This window comes from Amycolatopsis sp. YIM 10 (assembly GCF_009429145.1).
Classification (GTDB): domain Bacteria; phylum Actinomycetota; class Actinomycetes; order Mycobacteriales; family Pseudonocardiaceae; genus Amycolatopsis.
Window position 1 is genome coordinate 4761694 of record NZ_CP045480.1, and the last position, 15383, is coordinate 4777076.

Below are 15383 nucleotides of genomic sequence, written 5' to 3' on the forward strand. Positions count from 1 at the left end.
GTGACTTCGGTTGCGGAGGCGGGGTTTCACCCGGTCGCCGCACTCAGTGCTTTCCGGCTGCCCTCAATGCGCCGTGCGGCGTCCTCGATGATCTCGTCGGCCTTGTTGAAGGCGATCCGCACGAAGTGCTCACCCGCCGGCCGGTCGTCGTAGAGCAGCGTGCCGGGTGCGATCAGCACCCCGGCGTGGTCGAGCAGGAGCTTCACGTAGGACTCGCAGTCCCCGCTGGTGACCGGCCGGATGTCGGCCATCAGGTAGCAGCCGCCCTCCGGCCTGCCGCAGGCGAGCCCGATTCCGGTGAACGTTTCGACCACCGTGTCCCGCATTCGCTGCAACTGGGGTGCGGGTTGCCACGCGCCGGGGGCGAGGATGCCCGACTCGAGCACGGCCCGCTGGAGCGGCGCCGCGGTGCCACCGGTGGTCGAGATGTGTACCTGCCGGAGGACGCTGGTGCACGCGGGCGCGGCCCGCAGGAAGCCGATCCGCCAGCCGCTGAGCGCGTGGCTCTTGGAGAGGCTGCCGACCACGATACTTCGATCGGCGAGCCCGGGTACCTCGGCGACGGAGAGGTGCTGCCTGCCGTCGAACGTGTAGGCCGAGTACACCTCGTCGCTGATCAGGGTGACATTCCATCGGGTACACAGTTCGGCGAGCTGGTCCAGTTCCGCGCGGTCGAAGACACGGCCCGTGGGGTTGTGCGGGGTGTTGAGGATCATCGCCTTGGTCCGCGGGCCGAAGGCGGCGGCGAGTTCGGCAGGGTCGAAGCGCCAATCCGGGGCGTGCAACCGGACGAACCGGGGCCGGGCGCCGGTGAGTGCGATGGCGCCGAGGAAGTTGTCGTAGAACGGCTCCGCCACGATGACTTCGTCGCCCGGATCCACGGTGGACAGCAGAGCCGTCAGCATTGCTTCGGTCGCTCCCACGGTCACGGTGATCTCGGTGTCCGGGTTGGCGGCCGGTCGCAGCGAATCCGCGATCCCCGCACGGAGCGCGGCGTTCCCGGACGGGTCCTCGTACTGGTTCACGCCGTTGCGCAGCGCGGTGCAAGCCGCCTCGATCACCTCGTCCGCGGGCTGGGGTGCGGCGGGGGTTCCGGTGGCCAGGTCCACCGAGCCGCGCGAACGGGCGTCGCGCAGGAGCGAGATGAGGCCGCCTTCCGGTAGTTGCCGGACGCGATCAGCGTAAGTCCGCCGAAGGTGGCCGGAACTGTCATCACCGACTCTGTTCATCCACATGCCTCCATGACGCTTTTCCGGAACCCAAGGCGTTTCATGCTCCCGAGACCGCATTCGCAATTTCCTCGATGCGGCCGTCGAGCGATTCCTGTGCGATGCGCCGGGTGAAATCGGTAATTCGGCATTCCAGCCAAGCAAACCAGATCGGCGAGCCCGCGACAAAAAGCGGCGGGCGCCGGCTGTCCCGCCGTCCCGCCGGCGGGACAACCGCCGGCCGGGGGGTGAGCGACATCGAGCTCGTCCAGCATCACCCCGAAGCGCGCACTGGCTGTTCCGGGCATCCCGTTCACCAGGCGCGACGGTGTTCGCGCAGCCGGTCGCGGAGCGGGTTTCAGTCTAGAATCGGCGGCGGAGGTTCACGTGCACATCGCCGAACTCCATTTCCCGGGTCGCCCAGTGGCCGCTGGGCGACCCGGGCTCGGCGCTCACCGATCGCCGGGTTGTTCCGGTGCCGCGGAGCTCATCGTGCTGATCAATGACGCGAGAGCCCGGGGTTGCTCGACCACCACCAGGTGCCCGGCGGGAAGCACGATCAGTTGCGCGGCGAGATGGCGGCTGACCGGATCGCGTAACCGCGGTGGCGGGAAAACCACGTCGTGTTCGCCGGCTACCACCAGGCGCGGAGTGCGGGTCCGCCGGGCGATGAGTTCGCTGGGCAGAGCCGGCGGCGTGAAGCCGATCCGGCACGCCTGTGCGACAAGGTCGTACCACTCACTCAAGTGCGGCGATGCTTGGTGATCAGGCGCCAGGAAACGTCGCAGCAGTGATGCACTGCGAGCGGGAGTGGCGCGGAGCCAGGGCGCGGTCGTGCGGGTGATGGTGGTATTCGCGTTCGCGGGTACCAATCCCGCCGTGGACACCAGCGCTCGCCCGGCGATGCGGGGTGAACCACACGTCAAGGCGATGGCACCGCCCAGTGCGTGGCCGACCACGATCGCCTTGCCCGGAACGGCCTGCGCCAGTACATCCGCCAGCCACCACCCGTACCAGGCCAGCTGGCTGTGCCGGGGAAGGTGATCGGCACTCAAGCCTGGCTGACCGGGAAGGTCCAGCAACAGAACCGAAAAGTTCGGCGCCAACGCCGCGGCGAGCGGTTCGAGCAGCGCGGCGCTGAGGTCGGCGCCCGGTACCACGACGACCACCGGCGATCCCGTTCCCACGGAAACCACGTGGGTCAGGCCGACACAGCTCGACAGGACATCGCGCCGGTGGGGCACGGTCCAGCGATCCAGCCGGTCGGCGCACCAGTCGCGGACCTTCCGCGCTTGCTCGTCTCCGCGATAGATCGAGCGCCATCGATCCGATCCCGGACTTTCCATCAGCGCTGCCCCTCCGGCACCACGCCCGATGCCTTGGCCCCGTCCGGGACGGATCGAATCGCGTAGAACATCGATCAACGAAATCGTACGGACGCTTCAGGGGCAACACAACGCAGTCGAAGTCGCTGCCGGTACCGGGTTGAACTTCCCGTTCTACGCCGACGACGCCATGCTGACCGCCAAACGGGCACGTATTACCGTGCGATGCACAGGACGATCATCGCGCCGAATAGGAGTGCGGTGCCGGTGGCGAACGGAAGGACGGCCGCGCTGAGCGTCGCCAGTCCACAGCTGACGGTCCGGTACACGCGCCTCGGTGGCGGGCAATCGTGTCGAAGCCGGGTGAGCCGCAGGTCGATGGCCTCTTCGCCCATCGCCAGCGCGGTGGGCGGCGCACCGTGGCGGGACACGGCGAGCAGGGCGGTGTGCACGGCGGCCGAACCGTGCCTGCGGACCGCGGCGACGTCGGCGGAGATTTCCACCAGCTGCCGGATGGCCGCCGGAGCGTGCCGGAAAAGGGCCAGGAAGGGGAGTGCGTACCGCAGCAAGTCGGCGGTCGCGACGACGAGGTGGTGACGTCCGCGGAGGTGGGCGTGCTCGTGTTCCAGGACTGCCGAGACGGCGGCCTCGGGTAGGTGCCGGGTCAGGCCGTCGGTGGCGACCACGACGCCCTTTCGGCCGGGCAGGCAGAAAGCGAGCGGCCGGTCGTGCGGAAGCCACAACGTGGACGGCGATCCGGGTGAGGACCGGGAGACCATGCGCAGCGTGCCCAGTTGCCGGCTGCGCTCGTGAACTCGCGCCCGTGCTCGCCGGGCGGTGACCACGACCACTCGTATGGTCGCCGCGAACACGAACACCAGGCCGCTCGCGCCGATGATGTTTTCCGCTTCCAGCGGCGCGCCGTGTTGCACCGCGATCCAGCATTCGTGCGCCGCGCTCACCAGCGAGAGGAACGGGCCGTGACTCGGCAGGATCAGCAGCAGCAGGCCCGAGGTGATGCCGGCCAGCACCGCGGCCATGGTCGTCAGCCGGCTCACGATGAGCAGTGCGGGATCGCGGCGGGACAGGTCGGCGCGGCGCAGCAAGTGGTCCATCAGCCAGGCAACCGTCAGCGAACCCGCGATCAGCGCCAGTGCGACGATCATCGGCTCTGACGCCGCTTCCGCTTCCGCAGTGCGGCGCGCAGCGCCTCGGACTCCTCTTCGGAGACGGACGCGGCGAAGTGCATCAGCACCGCGGATGACGACCCCGCGGAGTCGAGGACTTCGCGCAGGGCACGGGCGGCGGCCTCTTCCCGGGTGAAGGCGGGCTCATAGTGGTACGCCTTGCCGTGCAGCTCCCGGTCGACCCAGTTCTTGCGGTGGAGGTTGTCCAGGACGGTCATCACCGTGGTGTAGGCGAGCTGCCGGTCGGCGCTGAGCCGGTCGAGCACGTCCCGGACCTTGATCGGCTGGTCGGCCTGCCACAGCACGTCCATCACCGCGGCTTCGAGCTCACCGAGACCTTGCATGGCGCCTCCTTTCCCGGCGAATGGTACGGCAGGCTTCGGCGCGCCCGTAGCCCCACGGGTCGTCCACCGTGACGATCTCGCGGTAGCGGAACCGCGACGTTCTTACTATAAGTCATAGTACTATTTGTCTTAGTTGGTGTGCTACGTACTAAGGGTGATAGTAGACAGGCGGACCCGCCTGCCCTAGGGTCACCGCCGGGCCGGCGGGGCGGTCCGGCGACAGATGTCCACATACCTTGGGAGATCCAGCACTCGTGTCACCGCACCGATCCCGGCTCGCCACGAGCAAGACCTTCATCACCGTCACCGCCACCGTGTTCGCACTGAGTGCCACCCCCGCCGGTGCGCAACCCGCGGACCCGCCGTCGGACACTTCCGAGGCGATGCGCCGCTACCAGGAACTCGGCGCCGAAGCCGCGAAGACCGACGAGGACCTCAAACAGGCCGAAGAGGATCTCAAGGCGCGACGCGCGGAGCGGGATCAGGCCGATACGAACCTGGCTTCCGCCACCGAAGCGCTGGAACGAACCCAAGGAACGGAGGAGGAGTTCCGCGGCGAGGTCGACGAGTTCACTTCGGCGAGTTTCCGCGGCGCCCGGCTCAGTCGCATGTCCGCGCTGCTCACGAGCGATTCTTCACGGCAGTTCCTCGACCGGATGTCGGCCATGGATGTGCTGGCGGCACAGAAGTCGGAAGCGCTCGGGGCGTACCGCGGCGCGACGACCGAAGCCGGTCAAGCGCGTTCCACCTCGGCCGAGGCGCGGAAGAAGGCTCAGGAGGCCACGGACACCGCCGAGCGCACCGCTGAACAGGTGCGTGAACGCAAGCGCACGCTCGACGGTCAGATCAAGGAAGTCCGTCGCGCTCTGGGCCAGTTGCCCTCCGACGAGAAGGCCGCATTGGGCAAGGTCCAGGACAACGGTTCCTACCTTGGCCCGCCGGGTGCCGCCAACGACGCACTGCAGGCCGCGTTGTCCAAGCGTGGTTCCGAATATCAATGGGGCGCCACCGGCCCGCGCGAGTTCGACTGCTCCGGGCTGACCTCATGGGCCTACAAGCAGGCGGGGATCTCGATCCCGCGGACCAGCCGGCAGCAGTACACGGCTGGGAAGCCGGTTTCCCTCAACGCCTTGCAGCCGGGGGACTTGCTGTTCTTCGATGACGGCACCGGAAATCCGGGAGCCATCCATCACGTGGGCATGTTCGTCGGGAACGGCAAAATGGTCGATGCGCCCACTGAAGGCCAGTTGGTCGACGTGCGGTCGATGAAGGGTGACGGTCATCTGATGGGCGCCCGGCGCATCGTCGGCTGAGGATCGCGAGCCGGCAGGATCACCGAGATCCACCACGTCGAAGAGCTGCTCAAGCCGCCCCGGCAGATCAGCGCCTGACGGGGCCGCGGCCGACAGCTGTCCACAAGCGACAGCCGCAGCTGGGTCAGAGGATGCCTGCGGTCCTCGCGGCGTGAACCGCCGCGGTGCGGTTGTGGACTTCGAGCTTGCGCATCGCGCTGCGCAGGTACGCCTTGACGGTCTCCGGGCTCAGGCCGAGCCGCTGGGCGGCCTCGGCGTTGCTGGCGCCGAGTGCGACCAGGCGCAGCGCGTCGACCTCGCGCGCGGTGAGGACGGTGCCGGACGCCGGGGCGAGCGGCTCGCCGCCGAGTTGCCGGTGGATGCGGGCCAGCTTGTCGCGCAGGCCGGGGTCGTCGGTGGTGCGGATGAGCGCCGTCAGGTCGGAGAGCGCGGCCTTGACGTCGGGTGACTGGATCGGGGCGGGACGCCGGATGAGGCCGTCGAGTTCGTTCTCCAGCTTCTTGGCGACGACGCCCGCGTGCCGCAGGGCGACCTGGCCGATCGGGGTGTCGCCGCGGACGGCGCCGTAGATGACCCCGCCGACCTGGCCGTCGAGCTTGATCGGGAAGGCGAAGATCGAGGTCAGCCGCTCGTGGTCGACCACGATCCGGTCGTAGTCATGGGTGATCGCCTTGTTCGTGGCGTAGTCGTTGACCAGGAACGGGCTGCCGCGCTTGATGGCCGTGCCGCCGAGGCCGCGGCCACCGGGCACGACCAGGCCGTTCAGCGACTGGGTCAGCGTGCCGAACAGTTGATTGATGACCAGGCGGCTGGTGCCCGCGCGCCCGTGACGGACCGCGCCGCCGAACACGACCGGGAGCCCGGTCGCCTGCCGCAGGAGCGGAAGCCGCCGGACGAGCAGGTTCTCGATCAGTTCCCGCTTCAGGTCATCATCGACCACGGTCGTTCCTCTTCGTCCCAACCCCTTGTGGCGGCAAGTGTCACCGATCGCCGCGAACGAGCCTACCCCCGTACGGGTGTAGTGGCCCGCGAGCACGGGCGTCACTCTCCTTCCTAACCAAACGGGGGCTCGAAGAGGAGGCAGCGAATGTCCACTGAGGCCTCGACGCCGGCGGAAATGCGCCGGATCGCGATCGCGAGCTGTGTCGGCACGACGATCGAGTTCTACGACTTCTTCATCTACGGCACCGCGGCGGCCCTGGTGTTCCCCACGGTGTTCTTCCCCGCGCTGGGACCGGCGGCCGGCGCGGTGGCCTCGTTCGCCACCTTCGCCGTGGCGTTCTTCGCCAGGCCCGTCGGCGCGGTCCTGTTCGGACACTACGGCGACCGGATCGGCCGCAAGCGCACGCTGATCTCGACCCTGTTGCTGATGGGCATCGCGACCGTACTCATCGGACTGCTGCCCGGCGCGGCGACGATCGGCGCCGCCGCGCCGATCGCGCTGGTGGTGCTGCGGTTCCTGCAGGGCTTCGCGGTCGGCGGCGAGTGGGCGGGCGCGAACCTGCTCACCGCGGAGTACGCCCCGCCGGGCGAGCGCGGCAGGTACGCGACCTTCCCCCAGCTCGGCCCGGCCATCGCCTTCGCCTTGACGAGCGCGACGTTCCTGGTCACCGGCCTGGTGATGGGGGACAAGGACTCGACGTTCCTGGAGTACGGCTGGCGCATCCCGTTCCTGCTGAGCGTGGTGCTGATCGGCGTCGGGCTCTACGTCCGGCTGAAGATCGAGGAGACCCCGGTGTTCCGCGCGGCCCAGGCCACCCGGCAACCGGCCAAGCGCACGCCGTTCCTCGCGGTGCTCGTCAGCCAGCCCAAGGAGGTGCTCCTGTCGGCGGGTTCGCTGACGATGGTGTTCGCGTTCTTCTACATGGGCACGGCGTACCTGACCGCATACGGCGTCAACCCGCAGGGTGCCGGGCTGAGCAGGCCGACGGTGCTGGTGCTCGGCATCGTCGCCGCCGCGGTGTTCGGCGTGGCGACCGTCGTGGCGGGTGTGCTGTCCGACCGGGCCGGTCGCAAGCGGGTCATCATGGCCTCCTGTGCCGTCGGCGCGGTGTGGGCGCTGCTGTTGTTCCCGCTGCTCGACACCCGCTCCCCGCTGGCCTTCGGCATCGGGATCACCGTGACGCTGGCGATCTTCGCGGTGTCCTACGGGCCCGCCGGGGCGTTCCTGCCCGAGTTGTTCCACACCCGCCACCGCTACACCGGCGCGGGCCTGGGCTACAACCTCGCCGGCATTCTCGGCGGCGCGGTGCCGCCGCTGCTGGCACCCCAGCTGACCAGCGCTTTCGGCAGCATCGCGCTCGGCGTGATGCTCTCGGTGACCGCGGTGATCAGCTTTCTCTGCACCCGCGCGCTGACCGAGACCGCCGGACGCGCCACCCTGCACACCACCGAAGGAGACGACCTTGTCGACGCCAACGGCGCATGACCGCTACCGCGCGAGCCGCGACCAGTTGTTCGCACTGGGGGACAGGCCCGACGCCGAGGCGGAATTCGACTGGCCGACGTTCGACGGCCCGTTCAACTGGGCGCACGACTGGTTCGACGTCATCGCGCGGGGCAACGAGCGGACCGCGCTGCACATCGTCGAGGAGAACGGCGACCAGGCCCGGTACTCGTTCGACGAGCTGGCCCGCCGGTCCGACCAGGTGGCCAACTGGCTCGCGGCGCGGGGGATCGGCCGGGGTGACTCGGTGCTGGTCATGCTCGGCAACCAGGTCGAGCTGTGGGAGTCGATGCTCGCGGTGATGAAGCTCGGCGCGGTGATCATGCCGACCACCACCGCGCTCGGCGCCGCCGACCTGGCCGACCGGGTGACCCGGGGCGCCGCGAAGGCGGTCATCGCCAACACCGCCGACGCCCCGAAGTTCGACGCCGGCCTCGGCCTGATCCGCGTCGCGGTCGGCGGCGCCGAGGGCTGGCTCGACTTCGCCGACGCGGCCACCGCACCGGACACCCCGCTCGCCCATCCCGGTACGGCCGCCGACGACCGGCTGCTCCTCTACTTCACCTCCGGCACCACCAGCAGGCCCAAGCTGGTCGAGCACACTCAGCAGTCCTATCCGGTCGGTCACCTGTCGACGCTGTACTGGCTGGGCATCCGGCCGGGCGACGTGCACCTCAACATCAGCTCGCCCGGCTGGGCCAAGCACGCGTGGAGCTGCTTCTTCGCGCCATGGATCGCCGAGGCGACGATCTTCATCCACAACTACACGCGGTTCGACCCCGCCGCGGTGCTGCGGACGATTCGCGAGGCGGGCGTGACCACGTTCTGCGCACCACCGACGGTCTGGCGCATGCTGATCAAGGCCGACCTCTCCGGCGGACCGGGCGCGCTGCGTGAGGTGATCGCCGCTGGCGAGCCGCTCAATCCCGAGGTCATCGCCCAGGTGGACCGGGCATGGGGCCTGACGCTGCGCGACGGCTTCGGGCAGACCGAGACGACCGCGCAGGTCGGCAACGCCCCGGGCGCGACGGTCAAGCCAGGGTCGATGGGCAGGCCGCTGCCGGGCGTGCCGGTGGTACTGGTCGACGTCGCCACCGGGGAGCCCGCCGACGAAGGCGAGCTGTGCCTGGACCTGCGCCATCGACCGCCCAGCCTGATGGCCGGCTACCACGGTGACCCCGAACGCACGGCCGAGGCGATGGCGAACGGGTACTACCACACCGGCGACGTCGCACGACGTGACGAAGACGGCTACCTGTTCTACATCGGACGCACCGACGACGTGTTCAAGGCGTCGGACTACAAGGTGTCGCCGTTCGAACTGGAGAGCGTCCTCATCGGACACCCCGCGGTGACCGAGGCCGCCGTGGTGCCCGCGCCGGACCCGCTGCGGCTGGCCGTCCCGAAGGCGTACGTCGCGCTGACCCCGGGTTGGGAACCCGGCCGGACCACCGCGCTGTCGATTCTGCGCTACGCCAGGGAAAACCTCGCGCCGTTCCTCCGCGTGCGCAGGCTGGAATTCTACGACCTGCCGAAGACGGTCTCCGGCAAGATTCGCCGCGTCGAGTTGCGGGCCCGCGAGGTGGACGATCCCGGGACCGCCGCCACCCGCGAATGGCGCGACGACCAGTTCCCGGAACTGCGCGGATGACCCGCTTCGGAGTTCATCGTGGATTCACCTACCAGGCCAGTGGCCGCCGGTCGAGGAAGAAGCCGCCGGTCGGGCCGTCGCCGGGTAGCGTGGCCAGCCAGACGGGCGTGTCCGCGCCCTGTTCGGGGGTGCGGGTGGCGCGCGGGCTCATCGCCGTGCGGACCCAGCCCGGCGACGCCGCGTTGACCAGGATCCCGGTGCCCGCGAGTTCCGCGGCGAGCAGCCTGGTCAACGCATTCAGCGACGCCTTCGAGATCCGGTAGCCCGGCTCCGTCGGCCGGTCCATCAGCGTGAGCGAGCCGAGCGTGCTGCTCACGTTCACGATCCGGCCGTAGCCGGCCGCGCGCATCGGCGGGATCACCGCCTGCGCGCAACGCCAGGTGCCGAGCAGGTTCGTCTCCCACACCGCGGCCGCCCGGCCGAGATCGGCCGAGGCCGGGAGCTGCCCGTTGTCGGTGACGCCCGCGTTGTTGACCAGGATGTCGAGCCTGCCCTCCCGGTCGAGTACCCGCCGGACCGCGGAGTCGACATCGGACTGTTCCCGCACGTCGAGTCGTACCGTGTTCGGCAGGTCGCCGGGCTCGCGCACACCACGCCACACCCGCACGCCGCGCTCGGCGAGGCCGCGTGCGATCGCCGCCCCGATTCCCCGGTTCGCGCCGGTGACCAGCGCTGTCCTCACGGTCATGCGCACGAGTTGTAACGCAGGCGGAGCACGAGGGGAACGGGCGAGGGGAAAGACCGGACGTTGTGTCAACGTCGGACCGGCACGACGAGACACCATGGCCCTGTCGCGGCCGCGGGGTGATCGCGCACAGTGGACCGAACCCGCCTTCCCCACGGTGAAAGGCAGTTCCGATGACCACTTTGGATGATGTGCCGGTCACCCGCTTCCACCGGCGGCTCGTCACCGTCGCCATGGGCGGGCCGTTCTGCGACGGCTACCTGCTCGGGATCATCGCGGTCGCGCTCGGCCAGCTCACCCCGCAACTCGGGCTCGGCTCGGTGTGGTCGGGCCTGATCGCCAGTTCCGCGCTGATCGGCGTGTTCATCGGCGCCATGGTGTTCGGCGCGATCACCGACCGCATCGGGCGCAGGCTGATGTACGTCCTGAATCTCGCGGTGTTCGTGGCCGCCTCGGTTCCGCAGTTCTTCGTGACCGAGGCGTGGCAGCTCTTCGTGCTGCGGCTGATCATCGGCATCGCGGTCGGCGCCGACTATCCCATCGCGTCGGCGATCACCGCGGAACTCGTTCCCCGCAAGCTCCGCGGCCCCGCGTTGTCCGGGCTGATCCTGTCCTGGTGGATCGGCTACGGCGTCAGCTACTGGGTCGGGCTCGCGCTCAAGCAACTCGGTGACGACGGCTGGCGGTGGATGCTGCTCTCCGGCGCGGTCCCGGCGGTGGTGTTCCTGCTGATGCGAACGGGCGTCCCGGAGTCACCACGCTGGCTGGCCTCCCGCGGCCGGATCGACGAGGCCACCGAGATCGTGCGCAAGTTCGTCGGCCCGCGGGTGTCGGTCGACGACCTGGTGCGGGAGAGCGCCGTCCCCAAGCGCGGCGGCTCGGGCCTCGGCAACATCGCCGAACTGTTCCGCCGCGGTTACACCAAGACGGTCGTCTTCTGCTCGGCGTTCTTCCTGTGCCAGGTCGCGACCGGGTACGCGATCAGGACGTTCCAGCCGGAGATCCTGGAGAAGATGGGCGTCGGCAACGCGACCGCCAGCTCGGCGATCCTGATGCTGATCCCGATCCTCGGCGTGTCCACCGGGCTGTTGCTGGTGAACCGGATCGGCAGGCGCCCGCTGCTGATCGCCACCTTCGTGGCCATCTTCGTGTCGCTGTTGTGCCTCGCCGTGCTGCCGTTGTCCCTCGCGCTGCCGATCATCCTGCTGTTCGTGCTGTTCCACTTCGCCGAGGCGGCGGGCAGCGCGCTGCAGTTCCTCTATCCGAGCGAGTTGTTCCCCACCGATCTGCGGGCGACCGGGGTCGGCTTCGCCTCGGCGATGAGCCGGTTCGGCTCGGCGGGCGGCACGTTCTTCCTGCCGCTGCTGATCGCCGGGATCGGCAACGCGGGCACGCTGCTGGTCGGTGCGGCGATCACGCTCGTCGGCCTCGGGGTCTCGCTCGCGCTCGCCCCGGAAACCAAGGGCCTCGCCCTCACCGATGCCGGTCACCACGAAGAAACCGCTGAGGAAAGGACACTTTCGTGAGGAACATCGCCACCTTCGACTGCTACCGCACGCTCGTGGATTTCGATCTCGAGTCGGCGACCCGCGCGATACTCGGCGAACGGTTCGCCGAGTACGAAGTGGACGAACAGAAGTTCAACAACGATGCCAAAGCGATCCGCTTCCACGCCGTTGTCGACGAATACCGGCCCTACCGCGAAGTGCTGCGGCGCACGTTGCGCAGTGTGATGCTGCTGCACGGGCTCGCCTACACCGACGAGGACGGCGAAGCGCTGATCGAGGCGGTCAAGGGATTCCAGCCGTTCCCCGAGGTGCCCCCGGCGCTGCGCAGGCTGCGGGAAGGCGGGTTCGCGCTGGCGATCATCTCGAACAGCGAGGACGACCTGATCAGCTACAGCGTGGACAACATCGGCGTCGAATTCGACCACGTGGTCACCGCGGAGCAGGCGGGCGCGTACAAGCCACTGCCACAGGCGTTCGAGCACCTGATGTCGGTGATCGGGCGCAAACCGGACGAGATCGTGCACGTGGCGCAGGGCTGGGACTACGACATCATCCCGACCAAGCGTTATCCGGGCATGCAACGCGTCTGGGTCAACCGCTACCGGCAACCGGGTTCGGCGGCGTACCGGCCCTACGACGAGATCTTCGACCTGGCCCCGCTTCCGGCCCTGCTCGGCGTATGACGATCAACGGGGAGATTTCGCACTGGTTCGACGCCACCACACCCGGCTACCGGCAGGCGCTGCCGGGCGACCGCGACGCCGACGTGTGCGTCGTCGGCGCGGGCCTGACCGGGCTGTGGACCGCGTACTACCTCGCCCGCGCCGATCCTGGCCTGCGGATCACCGTGCTGGAGGCCGAGTTCGCCGGTTTCGGGGCGTCCGGGCGCAACGGTGGCTGGGCTTCCGGCCTGCTGCCAGGGTCACGCCGGCGCTGGGCGAAGCGGCACGGTCGCGGCGCGGTACTGGACATGCAGCACGAGATGAACGCGACGGTCGACGAGGTGATCGAGGTCGCCGGCCGGGAAGGCATCGACGCGGACATCGTCAAGGGCGGCACGCTCCGCGTCGCGCGCACCCCCGCGCAAGCCCGCAGGCTCCGGCATGCGGTGGCCACCGACCACGAATGGGGTGTGCCCGAGGTCGAGTTGCTCGGCCGGGACGAGGCGGCGGCGCGGCTGCGGGTGGCCGGGACGGTGGCGGCGATGTGGACCCCGCACTGCGCGCGGCTCCAGCCCGCGGCACTGGTGCGCGGGCTCGCCGCGACGGTGGAGCGGCTCGGCGTGCGGATCCACGAACGGTCCCCGGTGCTCCGGATCGAGCCGGGCCGCGCGGTGACCCCGACGGGCAGCGTGCGGGCGCCGGTGGTGCTGCGGGCCACCGAGGGCTTCACCGCCGGATTGCCGGGGCACCGGCGGACCTGGCTGCCGATGAACAGTTCGATGATCGCCACCGAGCCGCTGCCCGCGGAGTTCTGGGCCGAGATCGGCTGGGACGGCAGGGAGACGCTCGGTGACAGCAGCCACGCGCACATGTACGCGCAGCGCACGGCCGACGACCGGATCGCGATCGGCGGGCGCGGGATCCCGTACCGGTTCGGTTCCCGTACCGACGATCGCGGCCGCACCCACGAGTACACGATCAACTCGCTGGAGCGGGTGCTGGCCTCGATGTTCCCGCCGGCCGCGGGAGCCCGCATCGACCGCGCCTGGTGCGGGGTGCTCGCGGTGCCCCGCGACTGGTGCGCCTCGGTCGGACTGGACCCGGCGACCGGCCTCGGCTGGGCGGGCGGCTACGTCGGGCACGGCGTCACGTCCACCAATCTCGCCGGCCGAACCCTGTGCGACCTGGTGCTGCGCCGGGACACCGGGCTGACCCGCCTGCCCTGGGTGGGGCACCGGACCCGCGCCTGGGAACCCGAGCCGCTGCGCTGGCTCGGCGTCCGCGGGCTGTACCTCGCCTACCGGCTCGCCGACCGGCACGAGGCGACCGGGCTGTCCCGCACGTCGCCGGTGGCCACGCTGGCCACGCTGCTCGCCCGTCCGGAGTAGACGGCCGGGGCGGTGGTGACCACTTAGGGTGTGGCGGGTGACCAGGAACGGCGGGACCATCACGGTGGCGGAGGTGCTGCGGCTGCCGGTGCTGGCACGCGGGTTGCCGAAGGTGGTGACCGGTCAGGACAAGCTCGAGCAGCCGGTGCGCTGGGTGCACGTGACCGAGTGGGACAACCCGGCGTCCGCGCTGCGTGGCGGTGAGCTGGTGCTGACCACCGGCATCGGCTTCCCGCCGAGGCTCGACGAGTACGCGGCCGAACTCGCCGAGGTCGGGGCGGCCGGGGTGGTGCTCGAGCTGGGGCGCCGGTACCGGGACGTGCCGCACGAGCTGGTGGCCGCGTTCCGCGCGCACGGCGTGCCGCTGATCGTGCTGCACCGCGGGGTCAAGTTCGTGGACGTGACGCTGGAAGTGCACGGGATGATCCTGACCGGCCAGGTGCGCACCCTGCGGGCCGCGCAGCGCATCCACGACACGTTCACCGCGCTTTCGCTGCGTGGCGCCGATGCCGACGAGATCCTGCGGGCGGCCGCGACCATGACCGGGCGCGCGGTGGTGCTGGAGAACCAGGCGCACCAGGCGATGATCTGCGCGCCGGTGGACCGCTCGCTGGACGACGTGCTGAACCTGTGGGAACGGCGTTCCCGCGCGACCCCGTCGCCGCAGGAGCGCAGCGGTATCTGCGGTCCGGAGGGCTGGCTGGTCACCTCGGTCGAGTTCCGCGGCAGGCGCTGGGGCAGGCTGGTGATGCTGGCGGGCAGCCCGGACGAGCAGACCGTGCGCACCGAGCACGTGATGGTCATCGAACGCGCCGCGGTGGCACTCACCCTGGCCCGGCTGACCCACGAGGGCGGGTGGGAACAGCGGGCACACCGGGACGCTCTGCTCGACCTGGTCGAGCAACGGCCGCTGTCCTGGCGTGACGCGCGTGCCCGGCTGAGTGCGCTCGGGGTGCCGACCAGGGGCCGCAGACTGATCGTCGCCCTGGTCCGCGCGGACGACCGTGGCGAGCTGATCGACGAACTGCGCGGACGGCTCGAGGGCACCGCGGTCGTCGGCGACCTCGGGCCACGCGGGGTCGGCGTGCTGCTGGTGTACCGGGAACCCGGCGGGTGGCAGCGGACGGCGCGGGAGATCAGCGAACTCACCGGGACGGCGGTCTGCGTCGGGTCCGAGGTGGGTGAACTGTCCGAAGTGGCCCGCTCGTGCGCGGAGGCCGAGCAGGTCGCCGAGGCGATCCCGCCGGGTGGGCCGCCGCGCTTCCACACACTCGCCGACATCGGCCTGTCCCAGCTGCTGTACGCGCTGCGTGACGATCCGCGGGTGCAGTCGTACGCCGAACGGCAGCTCGGCCCGCTGATCGAATACGACGAGCAGCACGGCACGGACCTGCTCACCAGCCTGCGCCACTACCTCGCGGCCGCCGGGAACAAGTCGATCGCGGCGAAGCGCGGGCACCTTTCCCGGCAGGCGTTCTATCAGCGCCTGCACCTGATCGACCAGATACTCGGCGGCGACCTGGAAGCCGGTGAGCACCGCGCCGAACTGCACGTCGCGGTCGCGGCACTGGACGCCCAGCGTGCCCACGCGGCGAGATCGACCGGCGCCGGGGTGCCGGACACGGGCTGAGCGGATCGGCAATCGGGCAGGTGCCGCCGAGGGGCG

General features: G+C 70.0%; 14 protein-coding genes. 7 read left to right on the forward strand and 7 right to left on the reverse strand.

Annotation, left to right across the window (positions count from 1 at the left end; all coding sequences use genetic code 11):
- Nucleotides 1-26: 26 nt before the first annotated feature.
- The 5 genes from YIM_RS22770 to YIM_RS22790 form a co-directional block, all read right to left on the reverse strand.
- Complete coding sequence (locus YIM_RS22770) at nt 27-1229, reverse strand: pyridoxal phosphate-dependent aminotransferase (RefSeq protein ID WP_153032263.1); 1203 nt, start codon at nt 1227-1229, stop codon at nt 27-29.
- Nucleotides 1230-1269: 40 nt separating this feature from the next.
- Nucleotides 1270-1467 carry a hypothetical protein gene (locus YIM_RS22775; protein WP_153032264.1) on the reverse strand — a complete coding sequence of 66 codons (198 nt, stop codon included), beginning with the start codon at nt 1465-1467 and terminating at the stop codon, nt 1270-1272.
- Nucleotides 1468-1660: 193 nt separating this feature from the next.
- Entirely contained in the window at nt 1661-2632 is a 972-nt protein-coding gene (locus tag YIM_RS22780; protein ID WP_153032265.1) for an alpha/beta fold hydrolase, read from the reverse strand.
- 116 nt (nt 2633-2748) lie between these two features.
- Nucleotides 2749-3699, reverse strand: coding sequence for a M56 family metallopeptidase (locus YIM_RS22785; RefSeq protein WP_153032266.1), 951 nt, complete (start codon nt 3697-3699; stop codon nt 2749-2751).
- Nucleotides 3696-4064: a BlaI/MecI/CopY family transcriptional regulator gene (locus YIM_RS22790; RefSeq protein ID WP_153032267.1), complete on the reverse strand. Its 369-nt coding sequence runs from the start codon at nt 4062-4064 to the stop codon at nt 3696-3698. The genes YIM_RS22785 and YIM_RS22790 overlap by 4 nt, the downstream gene beginning before the upstream one ends.
- A gap of 383 nt (nt 4065-4447) precedes the next feature.
- Between YIM_RS22790 and YIM_RS22795 the strand changes: the two genes are divergently transcribed.
- A complete protein-coding gene (locus tag YIM_RS22795) occupies nt 4448-5377 on the forward strand; it encodes a C40 family peptidase (protein WP_153032268.1) in 930 nt (309 codons plus the stop codon).
- 124 nt (nt 5378-5501) lie between these two features.
- Here the strand turns inward: YIM_RS22795 and YIM_RS22800 are convergent, their stop codons facing one another.
- Entirely contained in the window at nt 5502-6317 is an 816-nt protein-coding gene (locus YIM_RS22800) for a LuxR C-terminal-related transcriptional regulator (protein ID WP_194240262.1), read from the reverse strand.
- A gap of 147 nt (nt 6318-6464) precedes the next feature.
- Between YIM_RS22800 and YIM_RS22805 the strand changes: the two genes are divergently transcribed.
- Together YIM_RS22805 and YIM_RS22810 are read left to right on the forward strand one after the other, a co-directional pair.
- Nucleotides 6465-7805 (forward strand): MFS transporter, encoded by a 1341-nt coding sequence (locus YIM_RS22805; RefSeq protein ID WP_153032270.1) that lies wholly within the window; start codon nt 6465-6467, stop codon nt 7803-7805.
- Nucleotides 7783-9474 carry an AMP-binding protein gene (locus tag YIM_RS22810; protein WP_153032271.1) on the forward strand — a complete coding sequence of 564 codons (1692 nt, stop codon included), beginning with the start codon at nt 7783-7785 and terminating at the stop codon, nt 9472-9474. Before YIM_RS22805 ends, YIM_RS22810 begins: the two co-directional genes overlap by 23 nt.
- Before the next feature lie 28 nt (nt 9475-9502).
- Here the strand turns inward: YIM_RS22810 and YIM_RS22815 are convergent, their stop codons facing one another.
- Complete coding sequence (locus YIM_RS22815) at nt 9503-10162, reverse strand: SDR family NAD(P)-dependent oxidoreductase (protein ID WP_153032272.1); 660 nt, start codon at nt 10160-10162, stop codon at nt 9503-9505.
- Nucleotides 10163-10332: 170 nt separating this feature from the next.
- On the opposite strand from YIM_RS22815, the gene YIM_RS22820 reads away from it, so the two are divergent.
- The 4 genes from YIM_RS22820 to YIM_RS22835 are packed head-to-tail and all read left to right on the forward strand — an operon-like array spanning nt 10333 to nt 15347.
- Nucleotides 10333-11685 (forward strand): MFS transporter, encoded by a 1353-nt coding sequence (locus tag YIM_RS22820; RefSeq protein WP_153032273.1) that lies wholly within the window; start codon nt 10333-10335, stop codon nt 11683-11685.
- Nucleotides 11682-12350 (forward strand): haloacid dehalogenase type II, encoded by a 669-nt coding sequence (locus YIM_RS22825; protein ID WP_153032274.1) that lies wholly within the window; start codon nt 11682-11684, stop codon nt 12348-12350. Before YIM_RS22820 ends, YIM_RS22825 begins: the two co-directional genes overlap by 4 nt.
- A complete protein-coding gene (locus tag YIM_RS22830; RefSeq protein WP_153032275.1) occupies nt 12347-13717 on the forward strand; it encodes an FAD-binding oxidoreductase in 1371 nt (456 codons plus the stop codon). The genes YIM_RS22825 and YIM_RS22830 overlap by 4 nt, the downstream gene beginning before the upstream one ends.
- Nucleotides 13718-13754: 37 nt before the next feature.
- A complete protein-coding gene (locus YIM_RS22835; protein ID WP_153032276.1) occupies nt 13755-15347 on the forward strand; it encodes a PucR family transcriptional regulator in 1593 nt (530 codons plus the stop codon).
- Nucleotides 15348-15383 lie beyond the last annotated feature (36 nt).